Here is a 20,407-nt window from a genome sequence, read left to right as displayed (position 1 = left end):
GGTCCAGCCGGCATCAGGTCAGCGCAGGCAGCACTTCCAGCAACAGGAAGCACAGCATGCCGCCGATCAATGCGCCGATCAGATTCGGATGGTACTTGTGCCGCAGCCGCATGATGACCAGCAATCCGCCGACCAGTAGCAGTGCAAAGCAGATAAACGCGGTCATCGCGTGCGAAAACGCCATCGTGCCGTCGATTTGCATGGCGCCCCTCCTTGAAACCTTTGTAGTCGTTTGTTTAGACGAGTATAGGGCGACATGTAAGCAACGGCATGCTGCAACGCAACGGCCTATGTTCGGTGCACCGCAATGCGCGCGGGGTTTCTCCGGCGCATCAAGGGCTAAGGCGGCCCCTCGTTACGGCTAGTCGTTTACCCGGCCCGCAGCGCGGCAAGGCCCGCTGCGTCGAGCCATTGCCATGCCCCGGGCGCGAGCGCCGCGGGAAGCGCGAGCCCACCGATCCGTTCGCGATGCAGCGCCTCGCAGCGGTTGCCCGAGGCCGCGATCATCCGCTTGACCTGGTGGTATTTGCCTTCGAGCACGGTGAGCGCGAGCGTGTGAGTGTCGCGCGCCTGGGCGTCGAGCGCGGCGCTGGGTTTCGTTTCGCCGTGCAGCAGCACGCCGTCGCGCAGCGCGGCGAGCTGCGCGTCGTCGAGCGGATGGCGCGTGGTCGCGACGTAGAGCTTCGGCACCTTGCGTTTCGGCGACGTGAACTGATGCACGAACTTGCCGTCGTCGGAGAGCAGCAGGAGGCCCGTGGTGTCCTGATCGAGACGGCCGACGCACTGCACGCCGCGCTCGGCGAACTGCGGCGGCAGCAGGCTGAACACGCTCAGATGATGCTGCGGATCGCGCGAGCATTCGTAGCCGATGGGCTTGTTCAGCAGCAGATACGCGTGCTCGCGATACGGCCATTCGACGCCGTCGACGCTAAAGCGCAACGCGCCACCATCAACAGCGAAATCGGCGTCGGCATCGGTGCAAATCGCACCGTCGACGCTGACGCGGCCGTCGCCGATCAGCGCACGGCATTGGCGGCGCGAACCGAAACCTTGAGTAAAGAGAATGCTTTCGAGATTCATGGCGAGCGAAGAATAACACCGCAAGAACCGGGGCGCCCCGCAGGCCCTGAGCGCCGACGATGAATGCCTCACGTCAAACTCGGGAGTGCATCGATGTCCGCCACGTCTTCCCCTTCGTCGTCTTCGCCGTCCAATGCGCAACGTCTGCCCCGCGCATTCCAGCGCCTCGCCTGGTCGAACCTGTGCGCGCAATCGGCGGAGCAGATCAGCCTCGCCGCCGCACCGCTCGTCGCGGTGTTCGCGCTCGGCGCCAACGCGCGCGATACCGGGCTGCTGCAAACCGCGCAAACGCTGCCGTTCCTGTTGCTGTCGATGCCGCTCGGCGTCTGGGCCGACCGCCGCTCGCGCCGCGTGCTGATGACGCTCGCTGAGAGCGTGCGGGTCTGCGCGATGCTGTGCGTGCTGCTGCTGCTGGTGCTCACGCATGCGCTGAACCTGCCGCTGCTCGCCGCGCTCGGCTTCGTCGCCGCGACGGGTACGGTCGCCTACAACGTTGCGGCGCCGTCGCTGGTGCCGTCGATCGTGCCGCGCGACGCCTATGCGAGCGCGAACGGCCGGCTCGAACTCGCGCGCAGCGTCGCGTATTCGGCGGGGCCGGCGCTGGGCGGCGTGCTGGTCGGCTGGATCGGCGCGGGTTGGGCGTATGGCGGCGCGGCGATGTTGTCGGCGTTCGCGGTCGCGTTGCTCGCGGGATTGCGCGAGCCGCCGCGCGCGGCCGCGCCGCGGCGGCATTTCATGCTGGAGCTGCGCGACGGCACGCGCTTCGTGCTGCGCGATCCGTTGCTGCTGCCGATGCTGCTGACCGCAGTGTTCTTCAATCTCGGCTTCTTCATCCTGCAGGCGGTCTATGTGCCTTACGCGGTGCATCGGCTGGGGCTCAATGCCTCGGCGGTCGGCGTGACGCTCGGCGCGTACGGGGTCGGCATGGTCTGCGGCGCGCTCGCCGCGCCCGCGGTCGCGCGGCGTCTCGCATTCGGCCGTCTGCTGATCGTCGGACCGTCGTGCGGCCTGCTCGCGTCGCTCGTGATGGTGGCGACGCTGATCGTCCCATCGTTCTGGCTCGCGCTCGCGAGCTTCTTCCTGCTCGGCGCGGGACCAATCCTGTGGGTCGTCGGCTCGACCACGCTGCGTCAGGCGATCACGCCCGAACGGATGATCGGCCGCGTGTCCGCGCTGATCAGCACCGCCACCTACGGCGCGCGGCCGGTGGGCGCGCTGCTCGGCGCCGCGCTCAGCGCGCACTGGAGCATCGACGTGTGTCTGGTCGCGGCGTCGCTCGCGTTCGTCGTGCAGGCGCTGATCATCGTGATGTCGCCGGCGGCGCGGCTCCTCGGCATTCCCGAACAGAGCGCTGCGGCGTGCTGAGCGGCGGAGCTCGGCACGCGATGAAGCCACCCATCGCCCCGATGAAAATGGATTTTCATCGGGGTGCGGCATGGCGTGGATGCTGAACTCCATTGTCTGAAGACCTTCGGTCGGCAAAAACCCTCGAAATAATGGAAATGAATTTTTTTCGGCGCGTGTTTCATGTAAACATAATTTCATCTCATTCGCATAGAACAACCGCGCCTGTCCGTTCGCATGATCCATCACCCGTCCGCTGTGCCGAACCCCGCCGAGCAGGCCATTGCCACGCGCATCACCGCTGCGATGCCGACGCTCACGCCAATCCACCAGCGCATGGGCGAGTACGTGCTGGCTCATCTGTTCCGCGCGGCGACGATGCGTATCGACGAGCTCGCGAGCGTGGTCGGCGCGTCGGTCGCGAGCGCGAATCGCTTTGCGCGCGCGCTCGGCTTCGACGGTTATCCGCAGTTTCGCGAGGCGCTCGTGCGTGGCTTCGAGGCGACGCTCGCGCCGGTCGAGCGGCTGCGCAGCGCGCAGGAAACGCTCGCGGCCGGTGACGATCTGATCGACGCGTCGCTCGAGCAGGCTGCCAACAATCTGCACGCAACGCGTACGTCGATCGATCGCGCGACCGCCGACGCCGCCGTCGACGCGATCATCGCCGCGCGTCGCGTATTCGTGATCGGCTTCGGCGCCAGCGCGTTTCTCGCGAGCCTGATGGAGCACGGACTGCTGCCGTATCACGACAACGTGCATTCGCTGGCGCTGAACGGCGGGCCGTCGCATGCGGCGCGGCACCTCGTGGGTTCGGGTCCGGGCGATCTCGTGATCGGCATCGCGTTTCCGCGCTATGTCGAGGACACGATCGAGCTCGCGCGCCGCGCCTCCGAACGCGGCGCGCGCGTGCTCGCGCTCACCGACGGTCCGCGCTCGCCGCTCGTGCGGTTCGCGGACCTGGCGCTGTATGTCCGCACCGACCGGCGTCTCGCGTCGAATGCCGATTCGGCCGTGCTCGCGGTCATCGAGGCGTTGTGCGACGCGGTCGCGTATCGCGCGCAACGCTCGGTCAAGGCGGCCGCCGAGGTCAGCGAGTTCGTGCTGCCGTGGCTGTTCGATCCGCAGTCGGGCGCGGCCGGCGCCGCGCAGGAGCCGGCGCGCGCCCTGAGCAAAGCCGCGCGCGCGAGGGCTGCAAGGCTAAAACACAGCGACGGCGCAAAGGCTGACAGCACCCAAGCCAGAAGCACGAAAGCCAGGGATGCCGAAGCAAAAGCCATCACAGCACCCCGCACTCCCCGAACCACCCGCACTCCACGATCCAAACGATGAACTCCAACGCAGTCATTGCCATCCACGGCGGGGCAGGGACGATCCTGCGCACGTCGATGTCGGCCAGCGCCGAAACCGGATATCACGCGGCGCTCAACGCGGTGCTGAGCGCTGGCCAGCGCGTGCTCGCCGACGGCGGCAGCGCGCTCGACGCGGTCAGCGAAGCGGTGCGGCTGCTCGAAGACTGCGCGCTCTTCAATGCGGGCCACGGCGCGGTCTACACGGCGGCCGGCACGCACGAACTCGACGCCGCGATCATGGACGGCCGCACGCTCGACGCGGGCGCGATCTGTTGCGTGACGCGCGTGCGCAATCCGATTCTCGCCGCGCGCCGCGTGCTCGAGCGCAGCGACCACGTGCTGTTCACCGGTGACGGCGCGGAAGCGTTCGCGGCCGCGCAGGGGCTCGAGTTCGTCGACAACAGCTACTTCGATACCGACGCGCGCTATCGGCAATGGCAACTGGCGCGTGAGCAGCAGCGTCCGATGCTCGATCACGACGCCGCGACGCTCGCGTCCACGGCTTCGAGCAACGACGACCCGACGCCGCACGAGCCGATCGATCCGAATCGCAAGTTCGGCACCGTCGGCGCAGTCGCGCTCGACCGCCACGGGCATCTCGCCGCGGCGACCTCGACGGGCGGCGTGACCAACAAGCAGGTGGGCCGCGTCGGCGATACGCCGCTGATCGGCGCGGGCTGCTACGCGGACGACGCGACCTGCGCGGTATCGACCACCGGCTCCGGCGAAATGTTCATGCGCATGGTCGCCGCCTACGACGTCGCCGCGCAGATGGCCTATCGCCAGGTCTCGCTCGAAGAAGCCGCGCACCACGTCGTGATGAACCGCTTGCCGAAGATCGACGGACGCGGCGGCCTCGTCGCCGTCGACGCGCGGGGCAACGTCACGCTGCCGTTCAATACCGAGGGTATGTACCGCGGTTTCGCGCGGCTTGGCGAAGCGCCGGTGACGGCGATCTATCGCTAGCCGCTGGCGCGTGTCGCCACATGCCTGAGGCCCCGTTAGCCGCGTTCGAACTCAAAGCAAAGGAACCACCGTGCCTTCTTCCTCGCACACCGCCAGCCCGCTTATCGAAACCCTGCCGCCGCAGCGCGTGCTCGCGGTCGACGATCTGACGGTCGCGTTCCGCCGCGGCGACTCGACCTTCAACGCGGTGCGCAATCTGTCGTTCACGGTCGAGCGCGGCGAGACGCTCGCGATCGTCGGCGAATCGGGCTCGGGCAAGTCGGTCACGTCGCTGGCGCTGATGCGGCTGATCGAGCATGGCGGCGGCCGTCTTGCCGGCGGCAGCATCGCATTCCGGCGGCGCGACGGCAGCGTGCTCGATCTCGCGAAGGCGTCGTCCGGCACGATGCGCACAGTTCGCGGCGCCGACATCGCGATGATCTTCCAGGAGCCGATGACCTCGCTCAATCCGGTCTTCACGGTCGGCGATCAGATCAGCGAGGCGATCGCGCTGCACCAGGGCAAGAGCCGCGAGGCCGCGCGCGCCGAAACCCTGCGTCTGCTCGAGATCGTGCGGATTCCCGAGGCAAGGCGCGTCGCGGCGCGTTACCCGCATCAGCTGTCGGGCGGCATGCGCCAGCGCGTGATGATTGCGATGGCGTTGTCGTGCAAGCCCGCGCTGCTGATCGCCGATGAACCGACCACCGCGCTCGACGTGACGATCCAGGCGCAGATCCTGCAACTGATTCGCGGCTTGCAGGACGAGATGAACATGGGCGTGATCTTCATTACGCACGACATGGGCGTGGTTGCCGAAGTGGCCGACCGCGTGCTCGTGATGTATCGCGGCGAGAAGGTCGAGGAGGGCGCGTCGGACGCGCTGTTCGCCGCGCCGTCGCATCCGTACACGAAGGCGCTGCTCGCGGCGGTGCCTCGTCTCGGCTCGATGCAGGGCACCGATCAGCCCGCGCGCTTTCCGATCCTGAGCGTCGAGCAGGCCGGCGCGAACGGCGCCGATGCGGCGGTGCAGCCGGCGGCGGCTGTCGCCGAAGAAGCGCAGCCGCTGGTGCGCGACGACACGCCGCCGATCCTGCGCGTGCGCGATCTGGTCACGCGCTTTGCGGTCCGTAGCGGCCTGTTCGGCCGTATGACGGGCCGTGTGCATGCGGTCGAAAAAGTCAGCTTCGATCTGCGGCCCGGCGAAACGCTCGCGCTGGTCGGCGAGTCGGGCTGCGGCAAGTCGACCACGGGCCGCTCGCTGCTGAGACTCGTCGAAAGTCAGAGTGGCTCGATCGAATTCGCTGGCAAGGAAATCAGCTCGCTGACCGGGCCCGCTTTGCAGGCGCTGCGCCGCGATATCCAGTTTATTTTCCAGGACCCGTTCGCGTCGTTGAATCCGCGCTTGACCGTCGGCTTCTCGATCATGGAGCCGCTGCTCGTGCATGGCGTCGCGCAGGGTGGACAAGCGCAGGCGCGCGTCGCGTGGCTGCTCGAGAAAGTCGGTTTGCCGGCCGAGGCCGCGCGCCGCTATCCGCATGAGTTTTCGGGCGGGCAGCGTCAGCGTATCGCGATTGCTCGCGCGCTCGCGCTGAATCCGAAGGTCGTGATCGCCGATGAATCGGTGTCCGCGCTCGACGTCTCCGTGCAGGCGCAGATCGTCAATCTGATGCTCGACCTGCAGCGCGAGCTCGGCGTCGCGTATCTGTTCATTTCGCACGACATGGCGGTGGTCGAGCGTGTGAGCCATCGCGTCGCGGTGATGTATCTCGGCCAGATCGTCGAGATCGGTCCGCGTCGCGCGGTGTTCGAGGCGCCCCAGCATCCGTACACGAAGAAGCTGATGAGCGCGGTGCCGGTCGCCGATCCCGCGCGCCGTCACGCGAAACGCATGCTCGCCGCCGACGATATTCCGAGCCCGATTCGCGCGCTGCACGACGAGCCGGTCGTCGCGCCGCTCGTCGCGGTGGGTCCGGATCATTTCGTCGCGCAGCATCGCGTCGGCGGCGCTTATTGAGCGAAGCGCCGCATCGCATTGAAGCGGCAGACCTGAAGCGCGAGACCCGAAGCATCGGCAATCGAAGCAACAGCAAGAGAAACATCAGCAATTGAAGCCACGCCAACCATAACGGCCCTGTCACATCCTTAACTCGCAGCCTGGAGCAATCTCATGAACCTGCTGTTCCCGTCCTCTCCGTTTCGTTTGCGCGCGCTCGTCAGCGGCGGCGCGGTGGTGTTCGCGACGCTCGCGGGCAATCTGGCGCACGCCGAAACGACGGCCGTAATGGCCGTCGCGTCGACCTTCACGTCGCTCGATCCGTACGACGCGAACGACACGCTGTCGCAGGCGGTCGCGAAATCGTTCTATCAGGGGCTGTTCGGCTTCGACAAGGACATGAAGCTCGTCAACGTGCTCGCCGACAGCTATGACGCGAGCCCCGACGCGCGCGTCTATACGATCAAGCTGCGCCATGGCGTGAAGTTCCAGGACGGCACCGACTTCAATGCGGCCGCCGTGAAGGCGAACTTCGACCGCGTGACCGATCCGGCCAACAAGCTGAAGCGCTACAACATGTTCAGCCGCATCGAGAAAACGGAAGTGGTCGATCCGTACACGGTGCGCGTCACGCTGAAAACGCCGTTCTCGGCGTTCATCAACGTGCTCGCGCATCCGTCGGCGGTGATGATCTCGCCGGACGCGCTGAAGAAGTACGGCAAGGACATCGCGTTTCATCCGGTCGGCACGGGCCCGTTCGAACTCGTGAAGTGGGACCCGGCCGGCGATCTGACCGTGAAGAAGTTCGCCGGCTACTGGAAGAAGGGTTACCCGAAGATCGATGCGATCGACTGGAAGCCGGTCGTCGACAACAACACGCGCGCCGCGCTGATGCGCACCGGCGAAGCGGACTTCGCGTTCCAGGTGCCGTTCGAGCAGGCCGCGCAACTGCAGTCGAGCCCGAAGGTCGATCTGATCGCGGCGCCGTCGATCATCGAGCGCTACATCAGCATGAACATGAACCAGAAGCCGTTCGACAACCCGAAGGTGCGTGAAGCGCTGAACTACGCGGTCAACAAGGAAGCGCTGACGAAGGTCGCGTTCGCCGGGTACGCGACGCCGGCCGACGGCGTCGTGCCGCAGGGCGTCGACTATGCGGTCAAGCTCGGACCCTGGCCGTACGATCCCGCGAAGGCGCGCGAACTGCTGAAGGAAGCGGGCTATCCGAACGGCTTCGAAACGACGCTGTGGTCCGCGTATAACTACTCGACCGCGCAGAAGGTCATCCAGTTCGTGCAGCAGCAGCTCGCGCAGGTCGGCATCAAGGCCAGCGTCGAGGCGCTCGAAGCGGGTCAGCGCGTCGCCAAGGTCGAAAGCGCGCAGGACCCGGCGACCGCGCCGGTGCGGATGTACTACGCGGGCTGGTCGTCGTCGACCGGCGAGGCGGACTGGGCGATCAGCCCGCTGCTCGCGGGCTACTCGTTCCCGCCGAAGATGGTCAACACGTCGTACTACAAGAGCGACGCGGTCGACAACGATCTGAAGCAGGCGCTCGAAACGACCGACCGGGCGCAGAAGGCCGCGCTCTACACCGATGCGCAGAAGCGCATCTGGGCCGACGCGCCGTGGATCTTTCTCGTCAAGGAGAAGGTCGTGTATGCGCGCAGCAAGCGTCTGTCGGGCGCTTACGTCGCGCCGGACGGCTCGTTCAACTTCGACGAGATCGCGATCAAGTGATGACCTGACGAGGCGGCATGCGCAGGCGGCGGTTCACCCAGCCCGCCGCCGCGCCGCCGCCGCACACGAGTCCTCGTTGCCCGCCTGATTTGCCGCTCATTTGCCGCTCATTTGCCGGATTGGTTTCATGCTGAACTTCCTCGTCAAACGTCTGCTAGGCCTGCTGCCGACGCTCTTCATCGTCGCCGTGCTGGTGTTCCTGTTCGTGCATCTGCTGCCGGGCGATCCGGCGCGGCTCGCCGCCGGTCCTGAAGCGGACGAGGCGACCGTGGCGCTCGTGCGCTCCGACCTCGGGCTCGACAAGCCGCTGCCGCAGCAGTTCGTCCGTTTCTTCTGGCGGATGGCGCATGGCGACTTCGGCGTTTCGACGCGCAGCAAGCGGCCGGTGAGCCAGGAGATCGCGGAACGCTTCTTCCCGACGTTGTGGCTGACGATCGCGAGTATGGTGTGGGCGGTCGTGATCGGCATGGCGATCGGCATCGCCTCGGCGGTGTGGCGCAACCGCTGGCCGGACCGCCTGGGCATGACGCTCGCGGTGTCGGGCATTTCGTTTCCGGCGTTCGCGCTCGGCATGCTGCTGATGCAGATTTTCTCGGTGCAGCTCGGCTGGCTGCCGATCGTCGGCGACGGTTCGTGGCGCAGCTACGTGCTGCCGTCGCTGACGCTCGGCGCGGCGGTCGCGGCCGTAATGGCGCGCTTCACGCGGGCCTCGTTCGTCGAGGTGCTGCACGAGGACTTCGTGCGCACCGCGCGCGCGAAGGGCGTGCCTGAGCGGCTCGTGATCATCAAGCACTGCCTGCGCAACGCGCTGATTCCCGTCGTCACGATGATGGGTCTGCAGTTCGGCTTTCTGCTCGGCGGCTCGATCGTCGTCGAGGTGGTGTTCAACTGGCCGGGCCTCGGCCGTTTGCTCGTCGATGCCGTGTCGATGCGCGACTATCCGATCATTCAGGCCGAGGTACTGTTGTTCTCGCTCGAATTCATCATCATCAACCTGATCGTCGACGTGCTGTACGCGGTGATCAACCCGACCATCCGTTTCAAGTGAGGCCCGCATGAGCACCACCGCCACCGGGCCGAATGCGGCCACTCCCGTTGCCTCCGAACGCGCGATCCGCACACCGTGGAGCGAATTCTGGCGCAAGTTCCGCAAGCAGCATGTCGCGCTGGCCGCCGGCGTGTTCGTGCTGCTCCTGATCGTGGTCGCGATCATCGCGCCGCATATCGTGCGGTACGACCCCGAGAACTTCTTCGACTACGACGCGCTGAACGCTGGGCCGTCGGCCGCGCACTGGTTCGGCGTCGATTCGCTGGGCCGCGATATCTTCAGCCGCATCCTCGTCGGCTCGCGCATTTCGCTCGAGGCGGGCTTTCTGTCCGTGGCGATCGGCGCGGTGATCGGCACGTTCTTCGGTCTGCTTGCCGGTTACTACGAGGGCTGGTGGGATCGCATCACAATGCGCGTGGCCGACGTGCTGTTCGCGTTCCCCGGCATTCTGCTCGCGATCGGTGTGGTTGCGATTCTCGGCAACGGCATGATCAACGTGATCTGCGCCGTGGCGATCTTCAGCATTCCGGCGTTCGCGCGGCTCGTGCGCGGCAATACGCTGATGCTCAAGCAGCTCACCTATATCGAGGCGGCGCGCAGCATCGGCGCGTCGGACTGGACCATCATGGCGCGGCACATTCTGCCGGGCACGATTTCATCGGTCGTCGTGTATCTGACGATGCGCATCGGCACGTCGATCATCACGGCGGCGAGCCTGTCGTTTCTCGGCTTGGGCGCGCAGCCGCCGACGCCCGAGTGGGGCGCGATGCTCAACGAAGCTCGCGCCGATATGGTGACCGCGCCGCATATCGCGCTGTTTCCGAGCCTCGCCATTTTTCTGACCGTGCTCGCGTTCAACCTGCTCGGCGACGGCCTGCGCGACGCGCTCGATCCGAAGCTGGATCGGCCATGAGCATGAGCAACCATCATTCGGCTGAGCGCGCGCCGCACATCGGCACGTTGCCGGCCGGAGCGCTCGGCACGATCGCCGACGTGGACGGCGTCAGCGTCGGTCATTGCACGCTTGCCGAAGGCGCGCTGCAAACCGGCGTGACCGTGATCCGGCCGCATCGCGGCGATCCGTTCGTCGACAAGGTGCCGGCCGCCGCGTCGGTGATCAACGGCTTCGGCAAGAGCGTCGGGCTCGTGCAGCTCGACGAACTCGGCACGCTGGAGACGCCGATCGCGCTGACCAACACCTTCGGCGTCGGCGTGCTCGCGCAGGCGCAGATCCGCGCGGCGATTCGCGCGAATCCGCGCATCGGCCGCGAATGGTCGACGGTCAATCCGCTCGTGTTCGAATGCAACGACGGCTACCTGAACGACATTCAGGCGCTTGCCGTAACCGAACAGCACTTCAACGAAGCATTCGACGCGGCAAGCGCCGATGTCGCGAGCGGTGCGCTCGGCGCGGGGCGCGGCATGTCGTGTTTCGATCTGAAGGGCGGCATCGGCACTGCGTCGCGCGTGTTCAGTGCGGCGGGCCGCGACTACACCGTTGGCGCGCTCGTGCTTGCCAACTTCGGCCGTCTGCCGATGCTGACGATCGACGGCACGCCGCTCGGCCGCATGCTGGCCGAACGCGCGGCCGTCGCTGAGGCGGCGAATGCTGCCAGTGCCGCTGCTAACGCGACTCCCGAGCAACCCGAGCAAGGCTCGATCATCATGATCATCGCGACCGATGCGCCGCTCGACGCGCGCCAGCTGAAACGCCTGTCGTTGCGCGCGGCGGCCGGTCTCGCGCGTACCGGCTCGGTATACGGCCACGGCAGCGGCGATATCGCGCTGGCGTTTTCGACCGCGTACACGGTGCCGCACGGCGCGGACTTCGTCGTGCTGCCGCCGCTCGTCGCCGATCATGGCCTCGACCCGCTGTTTCGCGCCTGCGCCGACAGCGTCGAGCAGGCGATCGTCGATGCATTGTGGAGCGCCGAGACCGTCACCGGTCGCGACGGCCATCGGCGGCTGTCGCTGCGCGACAGCGTGCCGGACCTTGCCCACCTGCTGAGGAATTCCGCGCGATGAAAGTCCTGATCTCCACCGACATCGAAGGCATCGCCGGCGTGTTCCATGCCGAGCAGACGCGCGCGGGCAACGGCGAATACGAAGCCGCGCGACGCTGGATGACGCTCGAAGCCAACGCGGCCATCGAAGGCGCGTTCGCGGGCGGCGCGACCGACGTGTGGGTCAATGATTCGCACGGCGGCTTTCGCAACCTGCTGCCCGATCTGCTCGATCCGCGCGCCCAGCTCGTGCTCGGCAAGCCGCGCACGCTCGGCATGATGGCCGGGCTCGAATACGGTGCGGCGCTGGTCTTCATGATCGGCTACCACGCGAAGGCGCAAACGCGCGGCATCCTCGCGCACACGATCAACAGCTTCGCGTTCGCGCGCGTGGCGTTCAACGGCGTGGAGCTGGGCGAAGCGGGGCTGTACGGTGCGCTCGCCGAAGAATATGGCGCGCGTGTGGTGCTTTTATCGGGTGACGACGTGTTCGCCGAGGAAACCGCGCCGCGTTTTCCCGGCGCGCGTTTCGTCGTCACGAAGACCGCAACCGGGCAAGCAAGCGGCGTCACGCGGTCGCCCGCGAGCGTGCGCGAGGCGCTGCGGGCCGCCGCGCGCGACGTGGTCCGTCAGCATGTCGAAGCGGGCCGTGCGCCTGCCGCGACGCGCGCAGAGCCGCGAACGATCGACTGCGAACTGCGCGTGCAAACGAGCGGGCTCGCCGATCTGTTCTGCCAATGGCCGACGCTTACGCGCGTCGATGGCGTGACGTTGCGCTTCAGTGCGGCGTCGGCCGAGCATGCGGTGCGGATGCTGAACTGTCTGTCGGCGATGTCGTTCATGCTGCGCTGAGCCGCGCGGCGTCGAGCCGGCGGCTTACTGCTGCTGCCGGCTCAACTCGCGCGCCGCGTGATCGATCGCCTCCGCCACCGCCCCGGCGTGCGACACCGGCGCGAGATGGCTCGACGCGACCGGCACCACCTTCGCGCCGATGCGCTCGGCGATGATTCTCTGCAGATCGGGCGACACCGCGTGGTCTTTCGTCGTCAGCACGTACCACGACGGTTTGTCCTTCCAGCCGACCTGATCGACCGGTTCGTCGAATGCGCTCGCGGCGATCGGCACCTGCGCGGCGGCGAGCACGCGTGCGACGGTCTCGGGCACGTCGGCGGCGAGATCGGCGTGATAGCGCGCGCGGTCGATCCACAAGAACCCGTTCGCGTCCTTGCTGATGCTCTGGCCGGCCGGCATCGGCCCGCCGGCCTTCATCACGTCCATCGCCGATTCGTGCAGTTGCGGCGCAAGCGCGGCGACATACACGAGCCCGGCGACGTTCGGCGCATTCGCGGCGACCTCGGTGATCACGACGCCGCCCCATGAGTGCCCGACCAGCAGCACCGGACCGTTCTCGCGATCAAGCACGCGGCGGGTCGCGGCGACGTCGTCGGCGAGCGAGGTCAGCGGATTCTGCACCGAGCTCACGTGATAACCCTTTTGCTGCAGCTTCGCGACCACGCCGTTCCAGCTCGATCCGTCGACGAACGCGCCATGCACGAGCACGATGTTGCGCACCGGGCCGCCGAGCGCGGCGGCAGGCGGCTTGCTGGCAGTAGCGGGGGCCGGCGCTGGCGCTGGCTGGCCGCTTGCCTGCGACGCGGCGTCATCGGCCGTTTGCTGGGCGGTGGGCACCGTCTGCGCGAGCGCGGACGTACTGACGCCCGCGAAACAGAGGCACAACATGGCGGCGCAAAGCAGACGTTTGGGCAACATAGTGAAGCTCCGCGGCATGAAAAGTGGACTTCGGCAACATACCCAGGCGCCATCCCCGTGACAATCACAATCCGCGCGCTTAAGTGCGGCGCAGAACGGAGCGGGCGGCTCCGAATGTCAGAGGAATATCGGTTGGGTAAAATTAGTGGTTTTGCCAGACCGAACGGTACGGTCCAGCCGTGCAATCTGCCACGGCGCTGCCTTCGACAGCGTTTTACACCCAGCGGCGACATGCGGCGATCTCCACCCAGCAGGACGTAATGAATAGTGCAAAGCAGCAAGAGGGTCTGAAGCGCGGGCTCAAGAATCGTCACATCCAGTTGATCGCGCTGGGCGGCGCGATCGGCACGGGCCTCTTTCTCGGCTCCGCCAGCGTGCTGCAGGCCGCCGGTCCGTCGATGATCCTCGGCTACGCGATCGGCGGCGTCATCGCGTTCATGATAATGCGCCAGCTCGGCGAGATGGTCGCGCAGGAGCCGGTCGCCGGCTCGTTCAGCCACTTCGCGTACAAGTACTGGGGCGATTTCCCGGGCTTCCTGTCGGGCTGGAACTACTGGGTGCTCTATGTGCTCGTCAGCATGGCCGAACTGACCGCGGTCGGCACCTACGTGCATTTCTGGTGGCCGGGCGTGCCGACGTGGCTGTCGGCGCTGGTGTGCTTCGCGATCATCAACGCGATCAATCTCGCCAACGTGAAGGCCTACGGCGAAACCGAGTTCTGGTTCGCGATCATCAAGGTCGCGGCGGTGATCGGCATGATCGTATTCGGCGGCTATCTGCTGATTAGCGGTCACGGCGGCCCGGAGGCGACGGTCGCGAACCTGTGGAGCCACGGCGGCTTTTTCCCGCACGGCTTTCACGGTCTCTTCATGATGCTCGCGGTGATCATGTTCTCGTTCGGTGGGCTGGAGCTGATCGGCATTACGGCGGCCGAGGCCGCCGAGCCGCAGAAAAGCATTCCGAAGGCCGTGAACCAGGTGATCCTGCGGATCCTGATTTTCTATATCTGCTCGCTCGCGGTGCTGCTGTCGCTGTATCCGTGGAACGAGGTGGCGGCGGGCGGCAGCCCGTTCGTGATGATCTTCTCGCAGATGGGCTCGTCGCTGACCGCCAACGTGCTGAACGTGGTCGTGCTGACCGCGGCGCTGTCGGTGTACAACAGCGGCGTCTACGCGAATAGCCGCATGCTGTACGGCCTCGCCGAACAGGGCAACGCGCCGCGCGCGCTGCTGAAGGTCGACCGGCGAGGCGTGCCGTATCTGGCGATCGGTCTGTCGGCGCTCGCGACGTTCGCGTGCGTGATCATCAACTACGTGATCCCCGCGGAAGCGCTCGGACTGCTGATGTCGCTCGTGGTCGCGGCGCTGGTGCTGAACTGGGCGCTGATCAGCCTCACGCATCTGAAGTCGCGCAAGGCGATGGTAGCCGCGGGCGAAACGCTGGTGTTCCGCTCGTTCTGGTTCCCTGTCAGCAACTGGATCTGCCTGGCATTCATGGCGCTGATCCTCGTGATTCTGGCGCTGACGCCGGGCTTGTCGATCTCGGTGTGGCTGGTGCCGGCATGGCTCGTGCTGATGTGGGGCGGCTACGTAATCAAGCGACGCCGCGAGGTTGCGCGCGCTTGCATGAGGGTCGCGAGCCGATAAGCGCCGATCGGCGCGACGTGCGTGGCATTCCGCGGCGAACACGGCGATTCGCCGCCAACGAACGATCTTCGCGCGCCGAAGTTCCCGACATAGGTCGGTCTCGTGTGGGCGAGCGCACAGATCGATTTTTGCGAATCGGTAATCTCTGTCCGGTCGGTCGGCACGAAGCCGGCATGGCTGGCCATGCCGGCCATCCCCGGATCGTACCGGCGACATGGTCTGCTGGTACGCCCCCGCTAGCGCGGGTCTCAAGGGCGCAGCAACTCCCACGTTGATTGACGTACCGCGGAGAGACACCATGTTCAACGCAGGCGCCGTACGGACGAGGTCGAACTTCGGCGCGGGTGCCGCGCTCCTTTTGCTGATTGCGGTAGCCTGCCTCACGCTGCGTATCCTGCACGTCGTCGCCAGGTTTCGTGGCAACGTCCCTGACGCCTTCGGCGATTTCAATTTCTACCTGTACGCCTTCAACGTCGTGCTGCATGACCCGGCGCGCCTGTACGATCACGACGCGCTCATCGCGTTTTTGCAGGGCATCGGCGCGCGCTCGACGGGCGACGACATCTTCTACGCCTACCCGCCGCAGTTCGCGCTGGTGTTCGCGCCGCTCGCGCTGCTTACGCCGCTCGCCGCGAAAATCGTCTGGGTGAGTGCGTCGATCGTATTGTTCTCGGTGGCTTTGTATCTCGTCGTCACGATCGCGTACCGCGGCACGGAGCGCAGCGTGAATCTGCTGCTGGTGGCGGTCGCGCTGCTGAGCTTTCCGCTCGTCGAAGATACCTACGACGGCCAATCGAACGAACTGCTGTTCTTCCTGTTGATTGCGACTTTCGCGCTGATCGAGCGTGGCAAAGGTTATGCCGCTGGACTCTTTCTTGGCTTTGCGATCGCGATCAAGCTCACGCCCCTGGCCGTTGCCGGCCTGCTGTTGCTGCGTCGCGAATGGCGGACGTTCGTGATGGCGAGCGTCGTTGCGATTGCGTTGACGGTGATCACCGGAGCGCGCCTCGGCTTCGACGTTTTGTGGCACTACTTCGTGTCGGACATGCCGCGCCTGAACGGCATGGCACTGGCGATGAGCGGTGGCGGCGCGCCGATGAACAATGCCGTGAGGGGCGCGCTGCAGACGCTATCGGCGACGATCGGCATGCCGGTGTCCGGTACGTTGCTGTCGACTGCTTCGCATGCGTTGGTGCTGGCTGCTTGCCTGCTGTCCGCGTATCTGGTGTTTCGCCGCCATCGGGACAGCCGCATCGACTACGCGCTCGCGTCGATGACGATGCTCGTGGCTTATCCGATCCTCGAGCCGATCCACATGGTGCTGGCGTTGATCCCGTTGCTGATTTTGCTGGGCACCGCCTTCGAAGCGCGCGGCGGGCAGCTGTCGGCGCTCGGTCCGAGACTGGAGATGCTGCTGGCCGCGGTCGTCGTGGTCTTGCTGTTCTTTGCGGCGCGATTCGTGTCCTACACGGTCGCGGCGCTGATCATTTACGGGCTCTGTGTCGCAAGGTACTTTCCGCCGTCGGGAATGAGGCGGCGAGGGCGTGCTTACCAGCCTGGATGAATGATCCCGGTGTGGCTAAAGGGCTTTTGACGGGAGATGCGACTGGCGATGTCTTCCGGACGATTGGGAATCCGGAAGATTGTTTGATGGCAGGGCCGGTATGAAAAACCCCCTGCTATCGCTTTGCTTGAGCGGGTTTGAGGAATTTTGACGGCACGGATCCACCAAAAATACCACCGGGCGTGCGTCCTTGCCAGAATGAGCGAGCGAAAGCTTATCGGCGAACCAGGCATACTACAGCCGGCCGAGTTCGGCCCACAAGGGACAGTTGGATTTCTCCGTAACGGACGTTCAAGCGACTGGAAACGCGGGACTCGCAAGAACACGCATGCGGCTACTGCCAACAAGCCGGCTATGCAGCGTCGAATCCTTGAGCCGGCCAATTCAGGTCGAGATATTGGGCAGCTGCCGTCATCGAGCCGGTATCGACCACGGCCATGAAAGTCGCCAATTCGTCGAGGTGATATCCATTCTTGATTTTCTTTCAAAAGAATTTTGTTTATCGACCCGTTTGTGAACAAAAGCAAAACTGGCAGACTCGGTCCGTCAGAATCCTCAATTGCTTCGCGAGGGAATACAGCCGCCGGAGGGCGCAGGCGCGCTGTCGAGTCTGGTGAGACAAAACTTTCTCCAATGTCACGGAGATTTAATAAATCAAACAGGCTGTTTCTGGAGACACACGCCGCGACGTTCAGGCTTCCGCAGACCAGGCGGGCAACTACTCTGCTTAGCCGGAATGCGACTGACATCGGCATAAAGCCGGCGCGCAACTCCCCTCGATCAAATGCGAGCACAAACATGACGGTTACCGAGCGACCCGCGAATTACGGCACCAGCATGATCGACCTGGGCCGGTTTCAGATCGATTTGGAGATGCGGACGCTGCACCAAAGCGGCACGCTCGTGCCTGTCGGATCTCGCGCCTTCGATATTCTTGCCGTGCTCGTGTCGGCCGCTGGACGACTCGTTACGAAAGACGAATTGTTGGATAGTGTCTGGCCGAAAACCGTCGTCGAAGAAAATAATATCCAGGTCCATCTGTCCGCGTTACGCAAAATACTTGGCGAGGATCGCGACCTGATTGTCACGATCCCTGGTCGCGGATATCAGTTGCGACAACGACCCGTTGAGAGCCGGGCTCCTGCGGTCGAGTCCCGAGCCTTCAGACGTAGCCTGCCGCTACGCGAAACCCGGCTCACAGGCCGCGACGCAGCCGTTCGGCAGATCAGCACGTTGCTCCAGACTACGCAGGTATTGACGCTGACTGGAGCCGGCGGTATAGGGAAGACGAGCCTGGCTATAGAGGTGGCACGGCAGGCATCGAACGATTTTTCCCGCGCTGTGTATTTTGTCGAACTTGCCACGGCAACAACCGAAGATGCGGTCCTATGCGAGGTCGCCGAAGCATGCGGGCTGTCCACGCTCGATGCTGTAGTCGACATTGCGCAACTGGCTGCGGCGGTTTCCGGCAAACGTCTGCTCCTCGTGCTGGATAACGCCGAGCATGTGATCGACGCCGTCGCGCGGATCGTCGACGCACTCGTAGCGGCAAGCGAAATTCTGCGTGTGATGGTAACGAGTCGTGAACCGCTTCGCCTGATGCAAGAGACGGTGTACCGGGTCGAGCCACTCGACGTGCCGCCTTCGCATTCAACCCATGCGGAGATCGTCCAGTTTTCAGCGGTAAAGTTGTTTTTGCTGCGCGTCAATTCAATCCAACGGTATGCATACGCCGGCTGCGAGGAAATTCATCTCATCGGTGAGATCTGCCGCCGGCTGGACGGCCTTCCTTTGGCGATCGAGCTGGCAGCGGCGCGCGTCGCTGGCCTCGGCGTTGAGGGTGTTCATCGCTTTCTGCACGACCGTTTCAGTTTGCTGACGGGCGGCTACCGGACCGCTCTGCCACGCCATCAAACCTTACGTGCGACGTTCGACTGGAGTTTCTTCATACTGAATCCATGCCATCAGTTACTGTTCAGGCGCCTCGCGGTATTCAGCGGCGGCTTTACGTTCGATGCGATGTGCGCGGTGGTGTGCGACAAGAAATACGCTGTGGCGGACGCGATCGGCGGCATCGGCGATCTGGTGGCGAAATCGCTCGTCAACATTGAGCTGGAGGGACCGGTAAGCAGGTATCGCCTTTCCGATTCGGCACGTGCCTATGCGCTGGAGAAGCTGCATGCGGAAGGCGAGCAGAAGCTGATCGCGGCGCGCCATGCACGCTATGTCTCCCATTGCTTGCGACCGTGTCTGGCTGACAGTGTCGCTGAACAACTGGACCGGGAAATCGATTTCCGGCAGTCGCTGGATGATGCACGCAGCGCTTTCGATTGGGCGTTCTCGCAGCATGGCGATACGCGGATTGGAGTCGAGCTCACGGCAGGTCTCACAGAGGCGCTGTTCGATGCGGGCCTGATTCACGAATGCTGCACGCGTGCTGAGCAGGCCATCGATGCGCTTGAAGAACTGCCCCCTGCCTCGGTGGACTCAGACACCGAAATGCGCGTACGTGCCACTCTCGCCTCGGCATTGATCTATGCTCAGGGGCCCGTGTCAAAGTCGGAACAATTGTGGACGGAAGTGCTGGCTCTTGCTGGCGATACAGGCGACCAGGTTCGGCATGCCCAGGCACTCTGGGGGCTGTGGAACACGTTGCTTTCCTCTGGGAACGTATACGGGTCGATGAATTACGCCAGACGATTCCAGCGATTTGCCAGCCATCGTGGCACGGCCTGGCAAATTGTTCTTGGGGATCAGCTGGTCGCAATTTCGCAGCATTGCCTCGGCGAGCACGAGCAGGCAAAGTTGGTCCTGGCGAACGCAATGAAGCGTTTCGACCAGTTGGAGAACGATCCACAACGCGATGGCAGATTCGCGGTCGATCCCATGGCGATGTGCAACGGCACGTTGGTCCGGATCGCATGGCTACAAGGTGACACCGAGGCGTCGCTGGCGCTTGTTGACGTACTTATCAACCAGGTTCGCTCGGAGACCCTCGAACCGTCGCTGACTCACGTACTGGGCGCGGGGGCAATACCGCTGGCGCTGATTTCCGGCGACCTGGAGCGTGCCACGCGCTATATCGACATAATGCGATCGCAAGCTGCGCAAAATGGTTTCGGGATCTGGCTCGATTACTGCGCCTGTCTTGGCGCATGCCGGGACATACTCGACGGACAAGGGGTTACAGCGACGGCGCTGCTCGAGGAAAAGCTCGATGCACTCCTGTCGCGCGGCTTCAGGCGTCTGGTTACCCCAATCATCGTAACCTGCGCTGAAGCGTTGATTGCGCAGGGACGTTTGGCGGAGGCGTCCCGCCGGCTGAGCGACGTACACAATTTCTGCCTGAAAAACGGTGAGCTGTTTTTCCTGCCGGAGGTCTGGCGAGGACGTGGCGCGCTCGCCCAGGCTGAAGCCCGCGGTCTCGCACCCGACAGCAACGCCGCTCTGAACAAGCTCGCGATTGCGTTCAGCTGCTTTCAGGAGTCAATCGAACTGTCGCGGACGCAGGGAGCGAAAATGTGGGAGTTACGGGCGTCGATGGCGCTCTGCTCAGTCTCAATCTTGGTGACGAGGTAGCGCCATTTGCCCTTGTCCAGATCGAATTGGGACCATTCGGCCTGACAAAGCTCTCCCGGCCGGACAAACAGTAGCGGCGCCAGTCTGAGCGCGCAGAGGACAGGGAATGTGCCGGCGAACCCGTCGAACGCACGCAGCATCTCGCCGACCTTGGTCGGATCTGTGAACGAAGCGAAGTGGGTTGTTTGTGCCGGTGGAATCGCGCCGACCAGATCCCGAGCGGGGTCGGCCTTGCAATGCCCCTCTTTGATGACCGCGCGAAACTTTACTCCGCGAATATGCTTTCCAGCCCGGTGAGCCACATGCGTTGAAGAGGGCAGTCAAATATCTGGAGGAGCAGCAGCAACTC

Annotated in this window: 15 protein-coding genes and 2 pseudogenes; 12 read left to right on the top strand and 5 right to left on the bottom strand. The window is 64.8% G+C overall.

What is annotated here, in order from left to right; all coding sequences use genetic code 11:
- Positions 1 to 13: 13 nt before the first annotated feature.
- Together OKW41_RS36770 and OKW41_RS36765 are read right to left on the bottom strand one after the other, a co-directional pair.
- Positions 14 to 202: a hypothetical protein gene (locus OKW41_RS36770; protein WP_429451378.1), complete on the bottom strand. Its 189-nt coding sequence runs from the start codon at positions 200 to 202 to the stop codon at positions 14 to 16.
- A gap of 167 nt (positions 203 to 369) precedes the next feature.
- The gene (locus OKW41_RS36765) at positions 370 to 1,080 is read right to left on the bottom strand and encodes a pseudouridine synthase (RefSeq protein ID WP_018421566.1); all 711 of its coding nucleotides are present in this window, start codon (positions 1,078 to 1,080) and stop codon (positions 370 to 372) included.
- A gap of 93 nt (positions 1,081 to 1,173) precedes the next feature.
- Here OKW41_RS36765 and OKW41_RS36760 point away from each other — a divergent pair, with 93 nt between their 5' ends.
- The 9 genes from OKW41_RS36760 to OKW41_RS36720 all read left to right on the top strand — a co-directional run bounded on the left by OKW41_RS36760 (position 1,174) and on the right by OKW41_RS36720 (position 12,351).
- Positions 1,174 to 2,445: an MFS transporter gene (locus OKW41_RS36760; protein WP_429575602.1), complete on the top strand. Its 1,272-nt coding sequence runs from the start codon at positions 1,174 to 1,176 to the stop codon at positions 2,443 to 2,445.
- Between the two features lie 216 nt (positions 2,446 to 2,661).
- A complete protein-coding gene (locus tag OKW41_RS36755) occupies positions 2,662 to 3,753 on the top strand; it encodes a MurR/RpiR family transcriptional regulator (RefSeq protein ID WP_429575601.1) in 1,092 nt (363 codons plus the stop codon).
- Positions 3,750 to 4,739 (top strand): isoaspartyl peptidase/L-asparaginase family protein, encoded by a 990-nt coding sequence (locus OKW41_RS36750; protein WP_429451373.1) that lies wholly within the window; start codon positions 3,750 to 3,752, stop codon positions 4,737 to 4,739. Before OKW41_RS36755 ends, OKW41_RS36750 begins: the two co-directional genes overlap by 4 nt.
- A gap of 70 nt (positions 4,740 to 4,809) precedes the next feature.
- On the top strand, positions 4,810 to 6,732 hold the full coding sequence (locus OKW41_RS36745) for a dipeptide ABC transporter ATP-binding protein (protein ID WP_429575600.1): 1,923 nt from the start codon (positions 4,810 to 4,812) through the stop codon (positions 6,730 to 6,732).
- Positions 6,733 to 6,885: 153 nt separating this feature from the next.
- Positions 6,886 to 8,448: a glutathione ABC transporter substrate-binding protein GsiB gene (gene gsiB / locus OKW41_RS36740; protein ID WP_429575599.1), complete on the top strand. Its 1,563-nt coding sequence runs from the start codon at positions 6,886 to 6,888 to the stop codon at positions 8,446 to 8,448.
- Positions 8,449 to 8,575: 127 nt separating this feature from the next.
- Positions 8,576 to 9,496, top strand: a complete 921-nt coding sequence (gene gsiC / locus OKW41_RS36735) for a glutathione ABC transporter permease GsiC (protein WP_090801536.1) — start codon at positions 8,576 to 8,578, stop codon at positions 9,494 to 9,496.
- A gap of 7 nt (positions 9,497 to 9,503) precedes the next feature.
- Positions 9,504 to 10,409 (top strand): glutathione ABC transporter permease GsiD, encoded by a 906-nt coding sequence (gsiD, locus tag OKW41_RS36730; protein ID WP_184072618.1) that lies wholly within the window; start codon positions 9,504 to 9,506, stop codon positions 10,407 to 10,409.
- Positions 10,406 to 11,521 carry a P1 family peptidase gene (locus tag OKW41_RS36725; RefSeq protein ID WP_429575598.1) on the top strand — a complete coding sequence of 372 codons (1,116 nt, stop codon included), beginning with the start codon at positions 10,406 to 10,408 and terminating at the stop codon, positions 11,519 to 11,521. The genes gsiD and OKW41_RS36725 overlap by 4 nt, the downstream gene beginning before the upstream one ends.
- Positions 11,518 to 12,351, top strand: coding sequence for a M55 family metallopeptidase (locus OKW41_RS36720; RefSeq protein ID WP_429575597.1), 834 nt, complete (start codon positions 11,518 to 11,520; stop codon positions 12,349 to 12,351). The genes OKW41_RS36725 and OKW41_RS36720 overlap by 4 nt, the downstream gene beginning before the upstream one ends.
- 24 nt (positions 12,352 to 12,375) lie before the next feature.
- Here the strand turns inward: OKW41_RS36720 and OKW41_RS36715 are convergent, their stop codons facing one another.
- The gene (locus OKW41_RS36715) at positions 12,376 to 13,269 is read right to left on the bottom strand and encodes an alpha/beta fold hydrolase (protein WP_429575596.1); all 894 of its coding nucleotides are present in this window, start codon (positions 13,267 to 13,269) and stop codon (positions 12,376 to 12,378) included.
- Positions 13,270 to 13,529: 260 nt separating this feature from the next.
- Between OKW41_RS36715 and OKW41_RS36710 the strand changes: the two genes are divergently transcribed.
- Both OKW41_RS36710 and OKW41_RS36705 read left to right on the top strand, forming a co-directional pair.
- On the top strand, positions 13,530 to 14,915 hold the full coding sequence (locus tag OKW41_RS36710; RefSeq protein WP_429575595.1) for an amino acid permease: 1,386 nt from the start codon (positions 13,530 to 13,532) through the stop codon (positions 14,913 to 14,915).
- Between the two features lie 298 nt (positions 14,916 to 15,213).
- Positions 15,214 to 16,479 (top strand): glycosyltransferase family 87 protein, encoded by a 1,266-nt coding sequence (locus OKW41_RS36705; RefSeq protein WP_429575594.1) that lies wholly within the window; start codon positions 15,214 to 15,216, stop codon positions 16,477 to 16,479.
- Between the two features lie 303 nt (positions 16,480 to 16,782).
- Here OKW41_RS36705 and OKW41_RS36700 read toward each other — a convergent pair.
- Positions 16,783 to 16,863 (bottom strand): annotated as a pseudogene (locus OKW41_RS36700) (LysR substrate-binding domain-containing protein); the annotation flags it as partial.
- Positions 16,864 to 17,277: 414 nt separating this feature from the next.
- Between OKW41_RS36700 and OKW41_RS36695 the strand changes: the two are divergent.
- Positions 17,278 to 20,058 carry an ATP-binding protein gene (locus OKW41_RS36695; RefSeq protein ID WP_429575593.1) on the top strand — a complete coding sequence of 927 codons (2,781 nt, stop codon included), beginning with the start codon at positions 17,278 to 17,280 and terminating at the stop codon, positions 20,056 to 20,058.
- Here the strand turns inward: OKW41_RS36695 and OKW41_RS36690 are convergent.
- Positions 20,031 to 20,321, bottom strand: a pseudogene (locus OKW41_RS36690) (tyrosine-type recombinase/integrase); the annotation flags it as partial. The gene OKW41_RS36695 and the pseudogene OKW41_RS36690 overlap by 28 nt on opposite strands.
- Positions 20,322 to 20,407 lie beyond the last annotated feature (86 nt).

This window comes from Paraburkholderia sp. UCT70 (assembly GCF_050434085.1).
Lineage (GTDB): Bacteria > Pseudomonadota > Gammaproteobacteria > Burkholderiales > Burkholderiaceae > Paraburkholderia > Paraburkholderia tuberum.
Note: the sequence above shows the minus strand (reverse complement) of the source record. Positions and strands in the feature narration are given on the sequence as shown.